Raw genomic sequence first — 17,843 nt, 5'->3', positions numbered from 1 at the left:
CAATGTATGCTTGTAAGAGGGGACATAGTATTTTATTTTCACTCTTAAAAAGTCCCGCTTTCACTCATTCGGGTGAAATGGAACGGCGGGCAGCTACATGACATTACGGCTGCTGCGCGAGCTTCCAGGCGAGCAGATCCCTTAAAAACTCCGGCATAAAGTATTGCTTTTCTTTTGAATCGCGGATGTAAGGGAACAGCTTTCCGAGTGTAAACATATCGAGAACGGCAACCGAGTATATCCGCTCCGGATCAATCTCTTCTCCGTTCACTTTCACATTGAGGAGATGCGTCACACCGTCTTCAAGAATGCCGGCCTCTGCCTCCGCTCCGGCATATACCATCCTGCCCATCACTTCCCCGCGGAAGCCGAGGCCTTTTATCCGCAGCTGCTCCATTTGTTCCGAGGCGGCCTGGCTGATTGTTTCCTGAAGTTCTCTGCCTGAAAGACGAACGGCCACCGGATTGATCGGATGAGGGCAGATACGGTGCAGATCAAGCTTTGTGACAGGCCCCTTCTGTAAAGGCCCCAAAATAACGCCTGAATTCACCATGCTGACTTCACAGCCGCACCAGCTTTTCAGCGCTTCGGCTAATAGAAGCGGGAGCGGCGATTCCTCAAACCACTTCACGCCGGCTTCTTCATTCAGGTTGGCGACTTGTTCGGAGAGCAGGTTTTCCGCTTCCCGTTCTTTCTCTTTCAGAAAAGCCGCCGTATCTTCAGATTCCCCTTGCCAATCAGCCATTTTCTGTACAGACGCCTGTTTGCTGACAATGGTTCGTGATTCACTTTCTATCGTCAGCTCGACACAGCCGACATAGTTCCCGTATTTCTCCGCACATGCAAGCAATACGCCGTTTATGTCCTGTCCGTCCTCAAGAAGGTGGTGCGTATGTGATTCAAGAATGACATCGATGTCCGGAAATTTTTCCGCTGCGGCCCGGTCATCGATCAGGCCTAAATGAGAAAGCAGAATGATGATATCCGCTTTGCCCTTGATATCGTCAAGTGATTCTTGAATGCTTTTTTCCGCATCCGTCACCGTCCAGCCGAGTTTTTGATAGACGGGATAATACGGTACCGTGACGCCGAGTATGCCGGCGGTCATCCCGTTTTTCAGCGTTTTGATCACGTAGGGCTCGGCCCATTCCGGCCGCTGTCCATCCGCGTCAAACAGGTTGGACACAATGACGGGAAACGCGGCATGGGTATATAAATCCGCCAGCTCATCGTGAGGCAGCGTAATTCCTTCATTATTCCCGACGGCAGCCGCATCGATCTCAAGCCGGTTTAACAAGTCGACATTCGCTTTGCCGAAGGTCGCTTCAGTTATCATTTGGAATCGGTCCATATGATCGCCGATGTCGAATACGAGTGTTTCCTCCCCGTCTTTTTCATGTTCATTTCTCTTCTGCTCAATATAATGTACGATTTTCGGCCAATTTTCGAAATGGCTGTGCAAATCATTCGTATGATATAAACGGAGCTTCTCTAACATACCATCTCTCCTACCTTTTAGCTGAATATCCCTTGATAAATCAATTCACAGCCGATCAAAATCAAGACGACCCGCATGAAAAGCACGATCGTTTTCGTCTGCACCCGCTTATTGACCCACGCGCCCATTTTGCCGCCGAACCACGCGCCCGGAACGAGGCACAGCGCATACAGCCAATTGACATGGCCCTCTGCGATATGTGACACGGAACCCGTCACGGAGGAAAAGAAAATAATGAGCATTGACGTCGCCACAGCCACTTTCGGCGGGAACAAAAATAACAGCATCATGGCCGGAACCATAAGAGAGCCGCCGCCAATGCCGAAAAGACCGCCCAATAAACCGACGAAAAAGGCAATCACGATACCGGTGAAAATACGGTACGAATATGTATAAAGCTCACCCGATTCATCCTCATATGTCCGGATCATGCCTTTATGCGCTTTATTGACCGGTTTTGCTTTCGCCTTCAGCATTAATGTAATGGAAATCAAAATCATAAAAAGTCCGAACCAGACGGAAAACGTATGCGCATTAAAAAGTTTAGACAAATACGCGCCGATGATGCTTCCCGGGCCGGAACCGATAAAAAAGATCAGTCCGCTTTTGTAGTCAACGGTTTTATATTTCATATAGGCCAGAGTTGATGACAGGCCCGTAAAAATAATCACCAAAAGGGACGTGCCGATGGCAGTCTGCGGTGTTACGTCATGGAAAAACGGAGTCATCGTGCTTAAATAGAGCATTGCCGGCACGATGATAATTCCTCCCCCAAGCCCGATCAGGCTGCCGACCGTTCCCGCGATAAATCCTAATATGATCAAAATAAGATAAGACATGTGTCTTGAAACCTCTTTTCTAGCTGAATAGGTCGAGCTGCTTCGGAGCAAGCCCGGTATATGAGATATCTAACATTTCAAGCATCTCAAGGCCGTTATCGGCGGCGTCTCCGCCTGAGTTATTGTTGAAGAGCACATACAGATTGCGCGACTGCTTTTTCAGCTCCTGAAGATTGTTTTTCCAATCTTTGAGCTCCTGTTTGTTATAGCGGTATAAATATCTGACCTCACGCCAGTTTTGTCCGCCGTCTGGTTTGATCCAGCCCTGTTTGTTCCGTCCGTGAAAACGGACAAGCGTTTTTTCTTCATCCGTTGCTTTCAGGACGGTCGGAATGCTGCCCTCGCCGATTTGCGGCTCGTCACATATGCTGTGAATCCAGCCTTCCTCCTTCATAAAGGAAAGCGTCTGTTCATAAAATGGCGGGGAAAACCAAGACCGGTTGCGGAATTCAAGCGCGCACGGGATATCGCCCATCTGCTGCCTGCACCATCTTAAATATGCGACGTTTTCTTTCTTGCAGTCAAACCACGGCGGGAATTGGAACAGCACCATGGCAAGCTTTCCATGCTCTATATACGGCGATAATGACAGCTTAAACGCCTCAAACATTTCTTCCTTCGATTCATAGGGAATATCGCCGCGCTGATGGCCCGTCATTCCTTGATATGCCTTAATGACAAATTGAAAAGATTCCGGCGTCTCTTTGACCCATCTTTCATTATTGCGGGCGGGCTGTATCGCGTAAAAGCTCGCGTCCAGCTCAACGATGGGAAAATGGGAGGAATACGCCTGCAGTTTTTGCGGGCCCGCTGTTTTAGGCGGATAGATGCTGTCATGATCCCCCCACCCCGTCAGTCCGATATAAATCACAATCCTTCACCTCTCACTCTAGTTTATCACAGGTGTTTTTCTCTTTCCGTTTCCATGTTTTTTCTGAATGCACTTTTCAGGAACCGGTATTGATGTTCATTGGTGTCCGAAAATGCCTCATCCCTGGATGAAAGAATGTGCTGATAGACGATCGGCTCTGAAAACTGACCGCTCGTGAAATCATATATCTCCCCGTCTATCCGGTTATAAAAATGCCAGCTTGTGCCGGTTTTTGTTTTGAGAATGTCACCGCCGTAAACATCTTGGATGACTAAAGCCGTCACGCCGCACTGGCCTTTGGCCGGGCAATCTTCCGTCCATTTTGTACTAGTCTTGCGCGACCAGGATGCCGTTAATATGTTCAAGATTTGATCATACAATGTGCTTTACTCCTTTTTATAAAAAGATACCACGAGACCCGCTTTCCAAACGACAAAAAAGAGCCGATTCTCATCAGAGAATCGGCTCTTTTATTTCAGAAGGCTTCAGGAATGTTCCGAAAGCCCCGCTCTGCTTACGGCCGCCATCCTGATACACACAGCGCCCCTTACTGTAGGTTGCAGCAATTCGGTATGGAAAGGTGCGGCCTTCATACAGGCTTTGCTTATGTTTGGAAAACATCGTTTCTTTTGTGACGGTAAAAGGTTCCGGCCGGACGATGGCAAAATCAGCGTCAAATCCTTCTTCAAGCCGGCCTTTATTCGTTAACCCGAAGCGCTTGGCAGGTGCTTCGGCCGTCCATCGGGCCACATGTTCAAACGGAATCCCATGATCGATCGCTAATTGAATCATGCCGAGAAGCGTAAATTGGCCTCCGCTGATCCCGCCCCACGACAGGAACATATTATCCTCGCGTTTCAAAGACGGATGACAGGGAGAATGATCCGAAGACACCATATCAATCAGGCCCTCTGCCAAAACCCCGATCAATTCCTCTTTATCAGCCTCTGAGCGGAGCGGCGGAGCGCATTTGGCGGCCGCCCCTTTTTTGAGGAAGTCTTCAAAGCTGAATAATAAGTAGTGCGGACACGTTTCAACGGTGACATCCAATCCGTCTTTTTTCGCCTGCTGAATGGAGAGCACGGCCCGTTTCGTGCTGATATGTACAAAATGAAGCGCGCATCCCGTCGCTCTTGCATATTCAATCGCCCGCTGCACAGCCTCGCATTCGGCCTCTTCCGGACGGGAGGAAGCGTAAGCGCGGACATCAATTTTCCCTTGGAGCGCGTACTCGGCTTCAAGGAATCGGGTGAGGGCGTCGCTTTCTGCGTGCAGGGCCAAAACCTTGCCGCACGCCGCGATTTCCTTCATTCCCTTTAAAAGAGTCCGTTCATCGGCTGATTGAAATTCATCCGTTCCCGATTTAGACAGAAACGCTTTAAACCCGATTGCCCCCGCTTCTGCCATCGGCCGGATATGTTCGGTATACCCGGGCATCAAACCGCCCCAAAGCGCAAAATCAACCGCTGACTTCCGTTCGGCGATTTCCGCCTTTGCCAGCAGGTTTTCAGCAGTTACCGTCGAAGGAATGCAGTTAAGCGGCATATCAAAATAAGCCGTACAGCCGCCGGCAGCCAGCATGTTTGAGCCGGTTTCAATGCCTTCCCATTCTTCTCGGCCGGGTTCATTGAAATGGACGTGACAATCGACCGCGCCCGGAAACACATACATGCCGTCCGCCTGCACCACTTGTTCCGCGTTTTCGTCAATGCCGGGTCCGATCAAGGCAATTTTCCCGTCCTTGACGGCGATATCAGCCCGCTCTGTTCCGCCTTTTCGCACAGCTTTCGCACCCTTTACAATTATGTCATAGGCCATTTTATCTTCCTCCCTGTAAGGATGACGATTTTTCTGTCAGTATTTATCACAACATGCGTCTATGATTGCCAGTTTACTGCTACTATGATCGTAATACATCAGCAAAACCGCTATAATTTTTGATGATTTTTATTCATATTAACCAATGGTTGTCTTTAGAACCTGAAAGGAGATTGACTGATGAATATTTATGACGTGATGAAGATTCCCGCTTATGAGCGGGCAACATTAATCGCAGGCAAATCCGGCGGCTGGAGGGAGGTGCAGCACGTCAACATGATGGATGCGCCGGACATCGCTGATTTTTTACATAAAAACGAATTGCTCGTCACCACGGCTTACCACTTGAAGGACCGCCCGCAGCTGTTGAAAGATTTGATCCGCCTCATGGCAAAACGGGGCTGCGCGGGACTGGGGATCAAGACGAAGCGTTATCTTAATGTCATTCCGAAAGATGCCGCGGAACTTGCCGACCGGTATGAATTTCCGATTATTGAGCTGCCGGAAGACATCAGGCTCGGAGATATCGTCAACGCCACACTGAGCCATATTCTTGATATGCGTTCAAATGAGCTCCAGCAGGCCATTTACGCCCATAAAAAATTCACAAACCACATCATGAGCGGCAAGGGGCTGCAATCCCTGCTTAAGAAGCTCTCAGACATTCTCCGGCTTCCCGTGCTGCTTTTGGATCAACATACAAAACTCTTATCATCGTCCCACCGCATACCCATTGACACGTCTTTATTGAAAAACATCTGTTATTCCCTTTCCGGGCCTTATTTCACCTGCTTTTCCATGCTGTCCGACAGAAAGGCGTATTCTGTCCTGCCGATTCTGAATGTTGAAAAAAACTGCGGTTATCTGGTGATTCCGGAGCTCGTGCAGACCGCTGATAAAGGCATGATTTTGACAATTGAACAGGCGGCCAACGTCATTTCCTTTGAACTGCTGAAAGAAAATGCCGTCAAACAATTCGGCAGACGGGCGCGCAATGAATTTTTCAGCAATTTCATCGACCGCTCGTTTACCGGCCATGAAGAAATCAAAAGCCGCGCCAAAGAATTCCGGCTCCGCTGGGATCAGAAATACATGTGCATTTGCGGAAAGCTTGACCGAAATGAGAAAACGATCAGCTTTACCGAAAATCAGCTCGTTTCCGATCATGTATTTGATCTGCTTGAAGGGGAGCTGTCATCCTTTCCGTTTCCCCCTCATCTCTTTATTAAAGGAAATGTCGGTATTCTTTTAATTGAAGCGACAGACAGCTGGAATGAAATGCACGCGTCTGTCATCAGCTTTTTGGAGCAGTTTCAAAAGCAGGTCCGGACGCAGTTTAAACGGACTGTCTCCTTCGGCATCTCAAACATATGCCAAAAGCTGATCGACGTCCCTGACGCTTTTACTGAAGCTTCAGACGCCATTTCATCCGGGCATTTGTCCAGAAGCGCGGAGTTTATTCAAATCTATCATGCCAAAGACGTGCCGGAGCTGCTCCGCCTGCTTCCGGCGGAAGATGTGAAGAAATTTTACGAAGCCACCCTCCAAAGCCTGGCCGACCGGCAAAAGGAGGACCAGAGCCTGCTTCATACGCTGTCTGTTTATCTGGAGACCCACTGCCAGATTTCAGAAACGGCTAAGCGCCTGTACGTCCATCGAAATACGGTGATCTATCGTTTAGAAAAATGCGAGGAACTGCTCGGCAAAAGCTTAAAAGATCCGGAAACGACGATGCGCCTGCGGCTCGCGCTGAGAATGCAGCGGCTGATCGGTTAAGAAATCGTTAGAGACAGGGATGCGGGTGTTCTCCCGCATCCTATTTAAGATGGATATTTGTTTTAATAATCTTTCTTCCACCAAATTATTATATATCCGTGGTAGTATTTTCATAAAGACTAAAGGGGGCATTTATTTTGAGACTAAGAGAATTACGAGCAATCTTAGGACATATAAAGACAAAATAAAATATGAATCTAAGGCTATCCAACACTCCTCCAAAACTGATGTTTATGGATTACAAAAGACATTTAATGCGATTAACCAAGTGGCTAAACTTGGTTTTTTAGATGCAGATATAAAGCGATTATCACGTTTTGAATCTGTCTATAACTTTAGGTCTAAAAATGATTCAATGAGATTAGAAATATCTGAATACAGAGAAATTGATACAACTATTAATATAATTAAAGAAAAAATAGAAGGATATCAGAAACTCCTTTCTATTTCTATACCCGAAAATGAAGAAAATGTATTAAGTGTTAGATTACCTCAATACAAAGAAATAAGTGATCTGAAAGAGTTTTTTGATAAGCTCGAAAAAGCTTTACATAACGGCTTAAAGATAGAAGAAAATACTGGTGACGGCCAAAAATATCAACTACAAAATTTTGATACTGGCTCTTTATGGGTTGATATCTTATTCAATAAAGAATCACTACTATTATTTGGACAATTGATTAAGCTGGCGATAAATTATCAAAAAGCTTCTTTAACGCAAAGAAAAATGGAATTAGAAGTAGAGCATTTAGAGCTTGATTTGGAGCTTAAGAAGACGTATACAGATGCTATAAAACAAAGGCTAAAATTAACTCTTGATGCTGAAACAAAAAATCTAGAAAGTTCCGGTAACTACTCAGAAGAATCTATTAATAGCATGAGAATGTCAATACAGACTCTAGGCAACCTGATGAATGAAGGAACTCAGTTTCATACCCCGTTAAACGCACCTGATGATGTTAGGCAGGCCATGCCAGAACCACCAGAAACAAAAGTGATTGATACAATTCAAAATCTCTTAGAAAGTGTAACTGAACAACAGGGGGATGAATAAAATAAGCACTGACTTCTTCTATTCATTTTAAAAATTTCTGTAGCTCATGCTGATCTTCAGAAGGACTCAAAGATCAGTAAGAGCCGTCATAAACTTTACAACAATCAACAACGGATTCACCGTTCCGGCAGATCAAATTCGTCAGACTCGTCAAGCGATAAAGCTGGTTTTCCTTTATCTACACCTGTTCCGGTTTCCATTCGCGCTATGCTTGAGCATACGGAACAACTGATTTCCCTATAATTCACAATGACGTTCGATATGATTTTCCTTCTATGCGCATCTCTGCAATTTCAGAGATGCAGACAGCTAAAGAATAAACGGCAATCAGCAAAAAGCCTCCGGATACCCGGAGGCTTTTGATTCTATCCTTGCTGCGTGAACGGCCGGGTCTGTGTCTTTTTTCCCCAGCCAAGCGCGGCCAGAAAACTGATGGCGAGAATGGCCGCTCCCAGCATATACGGAAATTCCATATTTACGTCAAAGAGAAAACCGGCGGCTGACGGTCCGGCGATATTCGCTAAGCTGATGAATGAGGTGTTCATCCCTCCGGCAAACCCCTGCTGGTCACCGGCGAGCTTCGACAGCATCGTATTAACCGCCGGCCGGAGCAGCGATGTCAGCGTCAGGAAAAAGATTGCCGCGGCAAAAACGGCCCAATATGAACCCGCAAACCGGCACCACACAAGTCCTGCAGCAGCCCCGATCAACGTCACGTTAATGACGCGCTTTTCCCCGAACCTGCGGACGAGATAACTGACGCCGACCGCCTGCACAAACACGCCGATGAGACCCGCAGCCGTAATAATAAAGGCAATATCAGAGGCTTTAAATCCGTGTTTATGGTCAACGTAAAGGCCGAAAACGGATTCAAAGTTCATAATTCCAAAGTTCAGCACAAAAACCAGAATCAGCATAAACGCGAACGGCGATTTGAGCGCGCGTGACATTTGCTTAAACAGATGCTCACGTTTTTCCGTTTTTGCCCGGGCTTCCAGCTGCTTTTCACGTCCCAGCGTTTCAGGCAGAAAGAAAAATGAAAGCACCGTTGAAAAGCAGGCGAGACTTGCAGACACGATGAACGGCACAGACATGCCGTAATGAACCAAATAGCCTCCGACACCTGGCCCGATGACGACACCGAGCGTCATCGCCGCGCTGAACAGCCCCATTCCTTTCCCGCGTTCTTCTTCGGTCGTAATATCCGCTATGTAAGCGAACATTGACGGCATTAAAAACGCCGCGCCCATTCCGCCCAAAAGGCGGGATGCGAACAATTGCCACAGGCTTCCGGCAAAAGCGAAGATCAATTGTGACACGGCAAAGGCGGCGATGCCGAAAATAATCAGTTTCCGCCGTCCGTATTTGTCGGTTATTTCCCCGGCAATAGGCGCAAATAAAAGCTGTGTAAGCCCCGCCGCCGCAACAAGCAGACCCATCGTGCTCCCCGTCGCTCCGAATTCGGTAATATATGCGGGCATAATCGGAATAATCAATCCGATTCCAAGCATCGCAATAAACATATTCAGCATTAAAATTGACAATCGGCCCATGTACGCCATGATTTCTTACCTTCTCCCCAGACAAACAGATGATCATTCCATATTTGTCATTTTTTATACCATTCAGTATAACGGGGAAAAGGGAAAAAAGTCCAGATGATTTCAATCTCGTTTTCAAGTCTCATGACAGCACACCGGTTTCAGCCGGCAGATCATATATGTTAAGGGCCGCCTGCAGCGCTTCACCGGCTTTAACGGCAACTCCGTGTCTGATCAGAACCGCTTCAAGTCCGGCCAGCACAAACAGTACATTTTCCTTTCTGCAGCTGTAGCCCATCGTTCCGATTCGCCAAATTTTCCCCTGCAACGGACCGAACGAGCTGGCGATTTCAATTCCGAATTGAGACAAAAGCATCCTTCTGATCGATTCGCCGTCTGCTTCCGGCGGAATCTGCACACATGTGACGACAGGCAGCTTCGCCTCCGGATCGCCGAATAAATCAAGGCCCATCGCTGCAAGTCCCGCCGTAAGCGCTTTTTCATGATGCTGATGCCTGCGGAACCGTTCTTCAAGTCCTTCTTCCAAGACAAGACGCACACCCTCCCGCAGCGCATAAAGCATTGCTGTCGCTTCTGTATGGTGATTCAACCTTCTTTCACTCCAATAATCTTCGAGCTGGCTCAGATCAAAATAGTTGCTCGTAACCGGCCGATGACCGGACAGCATGTTGCCGTCAGCCGCCGTCGCAATGCCCCGTTCTACCTTTTTACGCGCGGCAATGACAGCGGCCGTCCGGTCATTATAAGTAATCGGAGCCATTCCGGAAGGGACCGATAGGCATTTTTGCGTTCCCCCGATGACTGCGTCAATCTTCCACTCATCCGTTTTTACGGCGCAGCCTCCGATCGTGGCCACGGCATCCACGATAAAGAGTGCGTCTTGGGCGCGGCACGCTTCCCCGATTTCTTTCAGCGGGTGAATCCGCCCCGTTGATGTTTCTCCGTGCACCATAGCGACGATTTTCGGGGAAATCTTTTTCATCTCGCTGATAATCTCTTCAGGCCGGAAGACCGTTCCCCATTCACACTCGATCGTATGAACGTCCGCTCCGTATCGCTCGGCGATTTCAGTCAGCAGGTATCCGAAGCGTCCGTATATCGGAACGAGCACGCTGTCGCCCGGTTCTATCACACTTGCGAGAACAGCCTCAATCCCCGCTCTTGATGTGCCGTCAATCGGATAGGCCCAGCGGTTTTCCGTTTGAAACAATTCACGGAGCATTTGCATCGTTTCGTTCATAATGCCGGTAAATGCCGGGTCAAACTGGCCGATAATCGGAGCGCCCATCGCCCTCAGCACCCTCGGTTCAGCTTCTGTCGGTCCCGGTGTCATAATCGTTCTTTGCGGAATGCACAATTCTTTTCTGGTCGGCACGCCGATTCCCCCTTTACGTTAATAGGCAAGTTTATGTAATACATTCGCCAGCGTAAGGACGCCGGTTTCAAGCTGATGTGCGGGTGTGAATTCAAGCGGCGAGTGGCTGATCCCGCCACGGCTCGGCACAAACAGCATGCAGGCCGGAAAGGTTCTGCCGAGCATCTGGGCGTCATGTCCCGCTCCGCTTACGATTTTCTCCGGGTCCGCCCCCTGCTCTTTTGCAGCCTCTGCTGCGGTTCGTGTCAGGGTCTGATCCATTTGAACCGGCTCTATCCTCATATATTCATCAATAACGGGCCTGACTCCTTTGCTGCGGCTGATGTTTTCAACAATCGATACCAGTTTCTGATGGAAGGCTGCCAGCACGTCTTCCTCCGGGTGGCGAATATCAACGGAAAACTGGATACGGCCCGGAATGACATTCGCCATATTCGGTTCAACCGTCATTTTCCCGCACGTCAGGCGGAGCTCTTCCGGCTGTCTTTCCGCTGAGAGCATCAGTTCGTGGATAATGCTGCTTCCCGCCGCGAGCGGGTCTTTCCGCCATTTCATTGAAGTGGTGCCGGCATGGTTGCATTCACCGTCAAGCGTAACGGTATAGCGTCTCTGTCCGGCAATCCCGGTGACAATCCCGATATCCCTTCCCGATCGTTCAAGCGTTTGCCCCTGTTCAATATGTATTTCCAGAAAGGCACTAATATCAGTGCGCAGCGGTGCTGGATAACGGCCTGCACCGAAGCCGTTCTGCCGCATGGCTTCTTTCAGAGAAATGCCGGACGCGTCTTTCGGCGTTTCCGCATCTGAAAGCGAGAAAGCACCGGTGATATTGCCTGAGCCCCAATAGGTGATGGGAAAACGGCTCCCTTCCTCTTCACAGAGCGACACAGCCTCCAGCGTTTTTTTCGGACGCCCGCACGTCTCATGCAAATGCCGGATCGCCAGCATGCCCGCCAGCACGCCGAACGCACCGTCATATTTGCCGCCGTCAATAACGGTGTCAATATGCGACCCGGTCAGAATCACCTCATCAGGTGATTCTGTGCCGTCCAAACGGCCGAACACGTTTCCGACATCGTCAAATGCCGTTTCCAGCCCGAACGCCTCCATTTTCTTTTTGACGGCAAGCTGGGCGTCCATCCATTCTTTCGTATATAAAAGCCTCGTCACTCCGCCGGAAGCGGAAGCGCCGAATTGAGACAGCCATTGTATGTCATCGGAAATCCCGATATTCGCCGCCGAAAGCTGCTGATGTTCCATACACGCCCTCCTTTTAAACTGAAAAACTGACAAGATGATCTTCATTATAGAAGGAGCGCATAACGAGTTCATTATCATATCCTCTAAAAAATCAATGATTTTCCGGATACTTTGACCAATAAGCCGAAGGAACCATTTTTCAAAAAAGATAGAATATTAGATTTATTTTTTGGATAATAGAGGTAAAGGAGGGCAAGTCATGACAAAAAAACTTTGGTTTCTGCCGATTGTCTGCCTGTTTTTCATTTTTGGATGGGCCGCGCCGTCAGCCTCTGCGGGCGCGCCGGCTGACACGAATCTGTACAGCCGGATGGCGGTTTCAACTGCCGGCGGCACAACTCTTTTTCCGCAAACTGCCTCAGCTGTCATCACTCCGTCTGCGGATACGGACACATATTACAAAGAAGCTTCCGGAAAAAGCGGAACAGCCTTAAAGAGCGCCCTGCACCGCATCATCAGCGGACATGCAAAGCTGTCTTACAGCCAAGTATGGAATGCATTGAAGGAAACTGACGAAGATCCGGCAAATCCGAACAATGTCATCTTGCTCTACACCCAGGAATCACGGGCCAAAAGTAAAAACGGCGGCAGCGTCGGGGACTGGAACCGCGAACACGTGTGGGCAAAGTCACACGGAAACTTCGGAACAGCTGCCGGTCCCGGGACGGACATTCATCATCTGCGCCCTGCGGACGTCCAGGTGAACAGCGCCAGAGGAAATATGGATTTTGATAACGGCGGCTCAGAATACCCGAAAGCGCCGGGCAATTATTACGACGGCGATTCCTGGGAGCCGCGCGATGAGGTTAAAGGAGACGTCGCCCGCATGCTGTTTTACATGGCGGTGCGTTATGAAGGAGAAGACGGGTATCCCGACCTTGAGCTGAATGATAAAACCGGAAACGGCTCAGCTCCTTACATGGGAAAACTGTCCGTTTTGCTCAAATGGAATCAACAAGACCCCGTCGACAGTAAGGAAAAACGGCGGAACGAAATCATTTACGAAGATTATCAGCATAACCGCAATCCGTTTATCGACCATCCGGAATGGGCGGACGAAATCTGGTAATCGTATCATAAGAAGTGATAAGGGAGCCCCGATCATCAGGCTCCCTTTTTCAATATACGGCGTTTTCAGTGTCGGCATCAAAAAAGACGGCCCGGTTCATATTGACCGCAAGCAGAATGGCATCGCCGGGTTTCACCTGTGATGCGCCGTCAAGACGGATCGTCATGCGGTCATCTCCGCTCACCGCATGAACGTACATCTCCGCGCCTAAGTTTTCACATACTTCCGCCACAGCGCGGCACACCGCTTCAGGCGGGTGCTCTGATTGTCCGGCAAGCGTCAAATGCTCCGGACGCAGCCCCGCAATCATCTCCTTACCGCTGTATCCTTTCTGCACAAGAACAGCCGCTTTTTCTTTCGGAATGGGCAGACGAACGGACGAACCGGCAAAATACCATTGCCCGTGACTTTCTTCAATGACGCCTTTTATAAAATTCATACTCGGAGAACCGATAAAACCCGCCACAAACAGATTCGCCGGATAATGATAAATCTCATGGGGGCTTGCGGCCTGCTGAATATCTCCTTCATTCATCACGACAATCCGGTCGCCCATTGTCATCGCTTCCGTCTGATCATGCGTCACATAAACGATGGTCGCTTTCAAACGCTGATGGAGCTTGCTGATTTCGGCGCGCATCGTCACTCGCAATTTCGCGTCTAAGTTGGAAAGCGGCTCGTCCATCAGAAACACTTTCGGCTCCCGCACGATCGACCGGCCGAGCGCAACCCGCTGCCGTTGCCCGCCTGAGAGAGCCTTCGGTTTCCGCTTGAGCAGATGCCCGATTTCCAAAATATCGGCGGCCGTCCGGACTCGCTCTGCGATTTCTTTTTTCGGCAGCTTTCTGAGCTTCAAACCGAACGCCATATTATCAAACACCGTCATGTGGGGATACAGCGCGTAATTCTGAAAAACCATCGCGATATCGCGATCCTTCGGGGGCAGATCGTTCACCGCGTCTCCATCGATATAAAGCTTCCCTTCAGAAATGCTCTCCAGTCCGGCAATCATTCTGAGTGTCGTAGATTTGCCGCAGCCGGAGGGACCGACTAGCACCAGCAGCTCCTCATCTTTTACATCTAAGTGAAAATCCTTCACTGCCGCCGATTGGGCGCCGTATGTTTTTTTGACATGGTCAAATGTTAATGATGCCATTCGAAACCTCCTCCAATACTGGAAACCGCCACATCTTTCTGTTATGTTAAAAATGTTCGGGGGTTTCTGATAGATTCATAAATGAAAAGCAAATTTGTATTATAACGTCATAATACATATAATAGTACTACTACTTGACAAAGGAGGTCCGTCCCATTGTTAAATAACGGGAGCTCGAAACCTTTATATATTCAGCTGAAACAAATTATCGCGGACGATATCAAGAAGGGCGTTTATTCGCCGTCCGTAAAACTGCCGACTGAAAATGAGCTGTGCGAAACGTACAACGTCAGCCGCATAACGGTCAGGAAGGCCATCCTTGATCTTGTGGAAGAAGGCTGGCTCGTCCGGCAGCAGGGAAAGGGAACGTTCGTTAAAAGCCCTAAACTGAAGCGGGAGCTCATCGCGGTCAACGGCTACTCAGAATTTATGGAATCAACGGGGAAAAAACCGAAACACCAGATCCTTTCCCATGAAACCATTGAAGCGCCTAAATCCATCGCCCAAAAACTTCGCGTCGCTTCCGAAAGTCCCGTTCTTGAATTAAAACGCATTTTATTTCACGACGACCAGCCGCTCTCATTCGAACTCGCCCACTATCCGCTCAGTTTATTTCCCGACATCGGCAAGCATATTAAAGGCGGCGTGTCGATGCATGACATTTTGAAACAGCACTATCAGGTGGTGCCCACCCATAATACGAAGCTGTTAAATGTCGTATACGCCAAGCAGGAAGAAAGCCGCTATCTGGCTTGTGATATCGGGGATGCGCTTTTTGAAATTGACAAAACCGCATTTATGTCAAAAGACAAGCCGATATACAGCTCGCTGTTTTTAATGCATACCGACCGCGTCACGTTTACCATTAACAGTCCCTATGCGTAACAAGTATAAAAAACGAGACAATGCTTATCGTATTCTCGTTTTTTCACTGCTTTTCCCGCCGCCCGGCCTGTAGGGATGCCCGTAACCGAACGCTCCGAACCCTCCGCATGTTTTGGCAGCCGTCCCGGCGGCCGCAGTAAGCGCTCGCCGAATATCCTGATGCTCGAAGAAATCGGTAAGAAACCCGGCGATAAAAGAATCACCCGCGCCCAATGTATCTATTATATCAGCTCTTACCACCGGCTGATGATAGACGCGTTCCCCATCCGATAACACCGCGCCATATTCCCCCCTTGTCAGACAGACGATTTTCGCTCCGAAACCGCGGGCTTTTTCGGCAAGCCGCATACATTCACTTTCACTCAAATCACTCCCGGAAAAAAACGCATACGTCACGTACGGACAGACCGCTTCTAAATAGGCTTCGTCACGTTTTACAGAGAAGTCAAAGGAAATCGGCACATGGCCGCTCAGCATCGGGAGGTCACGTTCTATCCTGCTGTATACGCTCGTATGCAGCAGATCATGTCCGGCGATAAATGAGATGTCATTCTCCTGAAAAGCGAGCGTCAGACGCGATTGCACGCCGCCTTTATTTGATCCGGCAAATATCCTGTCCCCTCTTTCATCAAGCGTGACGACCGCCATCCCGTTTTCTCCGTATGCCCGGCGGATCAGATCGGCATTCACCTTTTCCAGTTTCAGCACATTCAATACGTGATCCGCCGCTTCATCACTGCCGAGAATCCCGATATAAGAAGTTTCGTGGCCTAAGCGCCGGGCAAGCACGGCTACGTTTAACGCATTTCCGCCCGGGTAAAACGTCTCCTGATCCTGATAATAATCTACTACATTATCTCCGGCCGCTATCAGTTTCATCTTTTCATCCTCCTTATCCTTTCACGCTTCCCGCAGCAATGCCGCGGATAAAATATCTCTGCATCAATAGAAACAGCGCGATGATCGGAGCAGCAGAAATCGTCAGCCCGGCCAGCAGCACGCCCCAATCCGTCTGCAGCGCATCTCTGAACTGCATCAGCCCGGCCGGAATCGTCCGTAAATTTTCATCATCGATAAAAATAATCGCAAACATAAACTCATTCCATGTATGGTAAGCCGTCAAAATGCCTGATGTCACCAGAATCGGCACGCTCATAGGTAAGAATATTCTGAAAAATATTCCGAAACTTGTACATCCATCCAGATAGGCAGCTTCCTCAAGCTCTTTGGAAATCGACAAAAAATAGGAACGGATCAGAATCACGGTAAACGGAATACGGTAGGCGGCGTACGGAAGAATCAATGCCCAATACGTATTGTACAGTCCCAATGACTGGATAATGGAGTACAGCGGCACAAGACTGACCTGCGGCGTCAGCATCAAGCCGCCAAGACAAATGATCAGCACAAACCCTTTTCCTTTAAATTGAAAACGGGCCAGCCCGTATGCCGCCCAGGCGCTCACAAATACGGTGATGAGACAAGTCAGCACGGTCACAATGACACTGTTCATAAAATAAGCGGAAATCCCTTGGTTCCATGCGGATACGAAGTTTTCGGGATGCCAGACAGAGGGCAGCGACCAGCTGTGCTCAAAAATCTCATCCGAGCTTTTAAAGGCGCTGACCGCCATCCATAACAGCGGATAAGCAACGGCAATGAGGTAGATAAAGAGAAACAGCCACACAGACGTTTCCCCGACATACCATTTTCTCGGTTTTCCGCCTGTTCTGACGGCCTGACGGGCATGACGCAAGTCCGTCTTTTCAGGAAGCATCGGCTACTCCTCCTTTCCGGTCTTAAAGAATTTCATCTGAATAAGCGACAGAGCAAGCGTCAGCAAAAGCACCACCGTCGCGATCGCAGAAGCGTAGCCCATCATATCCTTTGTAAAAGCGCTCTTATACAAAAATGTGCTCAGCACTTCTGAAGCATTGCCCGGACCTCCGCCGGTCAGAATATACGGTTCATTAAATACGGTAAATGCGCCGGTCAGCGTCATCACCACAGCAACAAACGACATTTCTTTCGTCTGCGGCACCGTAATGTGAAAAAACTGCTGGATTTTTCCGGCTCCGTCCAGCTGCGCCGATTCATATAATTCAGCAGGAATGCTCTGAATCGAGACAATGTACAGCATGGCGATGTAACCGACAGACTGCCATTGAGACACAAAAATGACAGACAGCATAGCGGTGTTTTCATCGCCCAGCCACGCCCGGGTCAGTTCATCAAGTCCGACGGCTTCCAGCAGCTGATTCAAAAGCCCGATTTCCGGGTTATAAATAAAATCAAACAACAGCGCAATGACGGTCATGGAAATGACGACCGGAAGAAAAAAGACCGTGCGGAAAAACGGCGACCATTTTCTTACCAATCTGTCTTCCAGCACGGCCGCCAGAATTAAGCCGCCGCCAACCTGGCAAATCAGCGATATGACCGCATACAGCACATTGTTGCGGAGCGCTGTAAAAAATACGGGATCGTGAAACAGGTCAATATAATTTTTCAAACCGATAAACGTCTTTTCGGGTTGAAATGAGCTCCATTCAAACAGACTGAAAAACACATTCTCAATAATCGGAATGTAAACGAACAGCAGAAAAATCAGCGCGGGCGCGAGAAACAGATACGGAATGAAACGTTTTCGGCTGACCAAGGAAATCCTCATCTCCTTTCT

16 protein-coding genes are annotated in these 17,843 nt (G+C 48.8%); 4 read left to right on the top strand and 12 right to left on the bottom strand.

Annotated features, from left to right (window positions below):
* Positions 1-103: 103 nt before the first annotated feature.
* The 5 genes from ABK447_RS04355 to ABK447_RS04335 form a co-directional block, all read right to left on the bottom strand.
* The gene (locus ABK447_RS04355; protein WP_052827807.1) at positions 104-1,498 is read right to left on the bottom strand and encodes a bifunctional UDP-sugar hydrolase/5'-nucleotidase; all 1,395 of its coding nucleotides are present in this window, start codon (positions 1,496-1,498) and stop codon (positions 104-106) included.
* A 17-nt stretch (positions 1,499-1,515) separates the two neighbouring features.
* Positions 1,516-2,337 (bottom strand): sulfite exporter TauE/SafE family protein, encoded by an 822-nt coding sequence (locus tag ABK447_RS04350; RefSeq protein WP_094031255.1) that lies wholly within the window; start codon positions 2,335-2,337, stop codon positions 1,516-1,518.
* A gap of 19 nt (positions 2,338-2,356) precedes the next feature.
* The gene (locus ABK447_RS04345) at positions 2,357-3,208 is read right to left on the bottom strand and encodes a DUF72 domain-containing protein (RefSeq protein WP_025285218.1); all 852 of its coding nucleotides are present in this window, start codon (positions 3,206-3,208) and stop codon (positions 2,357-2,359) included.
* A 26-nt stretch (positions 3,209-3,234) separates the two neighbouring features.
* Positions 3,235-3,588, bottom strand: coding sequence for a hypothetical protein (locus ABK447_RS04340; protein WP_007408736.1), 354 nt, complete (start codon positions 3,586-3,588; stop codon positions 3,235-3,237).
* 73 nt (positions 3,589-3,661) lie between these two features.
* The gene (locus tag ABK447_RS04335) at positions 3,662-5,026 is read right to left on the bottom strand and encodes an allantoinase (RefSeq protein WP_094031256.1); all 1,365 of its coding nucleotides are present in this window, start codon (positions 5,024-5,026) and stop codon (positions 3,662-3,664) included.
* Between the two features lie 180 nt (positions 5,027-5,206).
* Between ABK447_RS04335 and ABK447_RS04330 the strand changes: the two genes are divergently transcribed.
* Together ABK447_RS04330 and ABK447_RS04325 are read left to right on the top strand one after the other, a co-directional pair.
* Entirely contained in the window at positions 5,207-6,802 is a 1,596-nt protein-coding gene (locus ABK447_RS04330) for a PucR family transcriptional regulator (RefSeq protein ID WP_064107697.1), read from the top strand.
* A 49-nt stretch (positions 6,803-6,851) separates the two neighbouring features.
* On the top strand, positions 6,852-7,856 hold the full coding sequence (locus ABK447_RS04325) for a hypothetical protein (RefSeq protein WP_124935038.1): 1,005 nt from the start codon (positions 6,852-6,854) through the stop codon (positions 7,854-7,856).
* A gap of 365 nt (positions 7,857-8,221) precedes the next feature.
* Here the strand turns inward: ABK447_RS04325 and ABK447_RS04320 are convergent, their stop codons facing one another.
* The 3 genes from ABK447_RS04320 to allC all read right to left on the bottom strand — a co-directional run bounded on the left by ABK447_RS04320 (position 8,222) and on the right by allC (position 12,053).
* Entirely contained in the window at positions 8,222-9,418 is a 1,197-nt protein-coding gene (locus tag ABK447_RS04320) for a tetracycline resistance MFS efflux pump (protein ID WP_007410110.1), read from the bottom strand.
* A gap of 121 nt (positions 9,419-9,539) precedes the next feature.
* Positions 9,540-10,751 (bottom strand): alanine--glyoxylate aminotransferase family protein, encoded by a 1,212-nt coding sequence (locus tag ABK447_RS04315; RefSeq protein WP_206701103.1) that lies wholly within the window; start codon positions 10,749-10,751, stop codon positions 9,540-9,542.
* A 60-nt stretch (positions 10,752-10,811) separates the two neighbouring features.
* A complete protein-coding gene (allC, locus tag ABK447_RS04310) occupies positions 10,812-12,053 on the bottom strand; it encodes an allantoate deiminase (RefSeq protein WP_094031259.1) in 1,242 nt (413 codons plus the stop codon).
* Positions 12,054-12,252: 199 nt separating this feature from the next.
* Between allC and ABK447_RS04305 the strand changes: the two genes are divergently transcribed.
* The gene (locus tag ABK447_RS04305) at positions 12,253-13,122 is read left to right on the top strand and encodes an endonuclease I family protein (protein WP_094031260.1); all 870 of its coding nucleotides are present in this window, start codon (positions 12,253-12,255) and stop codon (positions 13,120-13,122) included.
* A 49-nt stretch (positions 13,123-13,171) separates the two neighbouring features.
* Here ABK447_RS04305 and ABK447_RS04300 read toward each other — a convergent pair whose 3' ends face one another.
* The gene (locus ABK447_RS04300) at positions 13,172-14,278 is read right to left on the bottom strand and encodes an ABC transporter ATP-binding protein (protein ID WP_039063589.1); all 1,107 of its coding nucleotides are present in this window, start codon (positions 14,276-14,278) and stop codon (positions 13,172-13,174) included.
* A 156-nt stretch (positions 14,279-14,434) separates the two neighbouring features.
* Here ABK447_RS04300 and ABK447_RS04295 point away from each other — a divergent pair, with 156 nt between their 5' ends.
* On the top strand, positions 14,435-15,163 hold the full coding sequence (locus ABK447_RS04295; RefSeq protein ID WP_039063591.1) for a GntR family transcriptional regulator: 729 nt from the start codon (positions 14,435-14,437) through the stop codon (positions 15,161-15,163).
* Between the two features lie 24 nt (positions 15,164-15,187).
* On the opposite strand, the gene ABK447_RS04290 is transcribed toward ABK447_RS04295, so the two are convergent.
* Genes ABK447_RS04290 through ABK447_RS04280 form a run of 3 tightly spaced genes read right to left on the bottom strand, consistent with a single transcriptional unit; the run spans position 15,188 to position 17,834 of the window.
* Complete coding sequence (locus ABK447_RS04290; RefSeq protein ID WP_032867112.1) at positions 15,188-16,042, bottom strand: PfkB family carbohydrate kinase; 855 nt, start codon at positions 16,040-16,042, stop codon at positions 15,188-15,190.
* 13 nt (positions 16,043-16,055) lie between these two features.
* Positions 16,056-16,940: a carbohydrate ABC transporter permease gene (locus ABK447_RS04285; RefSeq protein WP_003151895.1), complete on the bottom strand. Its 885-nt coding sequence runs from the start codon at positions 16,938-16,940 to the stop codon at positions 16,056-16,058.
* A gap of 3 nt (positions 16,941-16,943) precedes the next feature.
* Positions 16,944-17,834 (bottom strand): carbohydrate ABC transporter permease, encoded by an 891-nt coding sequence (locus ABK447_RS04280; RefSeq protein WP_012118373.1) that lies wholly within the window; start codon positions 17,832-17,834, stop codon positions 16,944-16,946.
* Between the last annotated feature and the right edge of the window lie 9 nt (positions 17,835-17,843).

Origin of the sequence: Bacillus sp. hwrm1, from assembly GCF_040207805.1 — a bacterium.
In the GTDB taxonomy this organism is placed as follows: domain Bacteria; phylum Bacillota; class Bacilli; order Bacillales; family Bacillaceae; genus Bacillus; species Bacillus velezensis.
Note: the sequence above shows the minus strand (reverse complement) of the source record. Positions and strands in the feature narration are given on the sequence as shown.

Excerpts from the sequence above, each read along its gene's own strand:
- ABK447_RS04280 (WP_012118373.1), bottom strand. The coding sequence starts at position 17,834 with ATGAGGATTTCCTTGGTCAGCCGAAAACGTTTCATTCCGTATCTGTTT.
- allC (WP_094031259.1), bottom strand. The coding sequence starts at position 12,053 with ATGGAACATCAGCAGCTTTCGGCGGCGAATATCGGGATTTCCGATGAC.
- ABK447_RS04335 (WP_094031256.1), bottom strand. The coding sequence starts at position 5,026 with ATGGCCTATGACATAATTGTAAAGGGTGCGAAAGCTGTGCGAAAAGGC.
- ABK447_RS04350 (WP_094031255.1), bottom strand. The coding sequence starts at position 2,337 with ATGTCTTATCTTATTTTGATCATATTAGGATTTATCGCGGGAACGGTC.
- ABK447_RS04300 (WP_039063589.1), bottom strand. The coding sequence starts at position 14,278 with ATGGCATCATTAACATTTGACCATGTCAAAAAAACATACGGCGCCCAA.
- ABK447_RS04355 (WP_052827807.1), bottom strand. The coding sequence starts at position 1,498 with ATGTTAGAGAAGCTCCGTTTATATCATACGAATGATTTGCACAGCCAT.
- ABK447_RS04320 (WP_007410110.1), bottom strand. The coding sequence starts at position 9,418 with ATGGCGTACATGGGCCGATTGTCAATTTTAATGCTGAATATGTTTATT.
- ABK447_RS04330 (WP_064107697.1), top strand. The coding sequence starts at position 5,207 with ATGAATATTTATGACGTGATGAAGATTCCCGCTTATGAGCGGGCAACA.
- ABK447_RS04315 (WP_206701103.1), bottom strand. The coding sequence starts at position 10,751 with ATGACACCGGGACCGACAGAAGCTGAACCGAGGGTGCTGAGGGCGATG.
- ABK447_RS04325 (WP_124935038.1), top strand. The coding sequence starts at position 6,852 with ATGGATATTTGTTTTAATAATCTTTCTTCCACCAAATTATTATATATC.
- ABK447_RS04285 (WP_003151895.1), bottom strand. The coding sequence starts at position 16,940 with ATGCTTCCTGAAAAGACGGACTTGCGTCATGCCCGTCAGGCCGTCAGA.
- ABK447_RS04305 (WP_094031260.1), top strand. The coding sequence starts at position 12,253 with ATGACAAAAAAACTTTGGTTTCTGCCGATTGTCTGCCTGTTTTTCATT.
- ABK447_RS04290 (WP_032867112.1), bottom strand. The coding sequence starts at position 16,042 with ATGAAACTGATAGCGGCCGGAGATAATGTAGTAGATTATTATCAGGAT.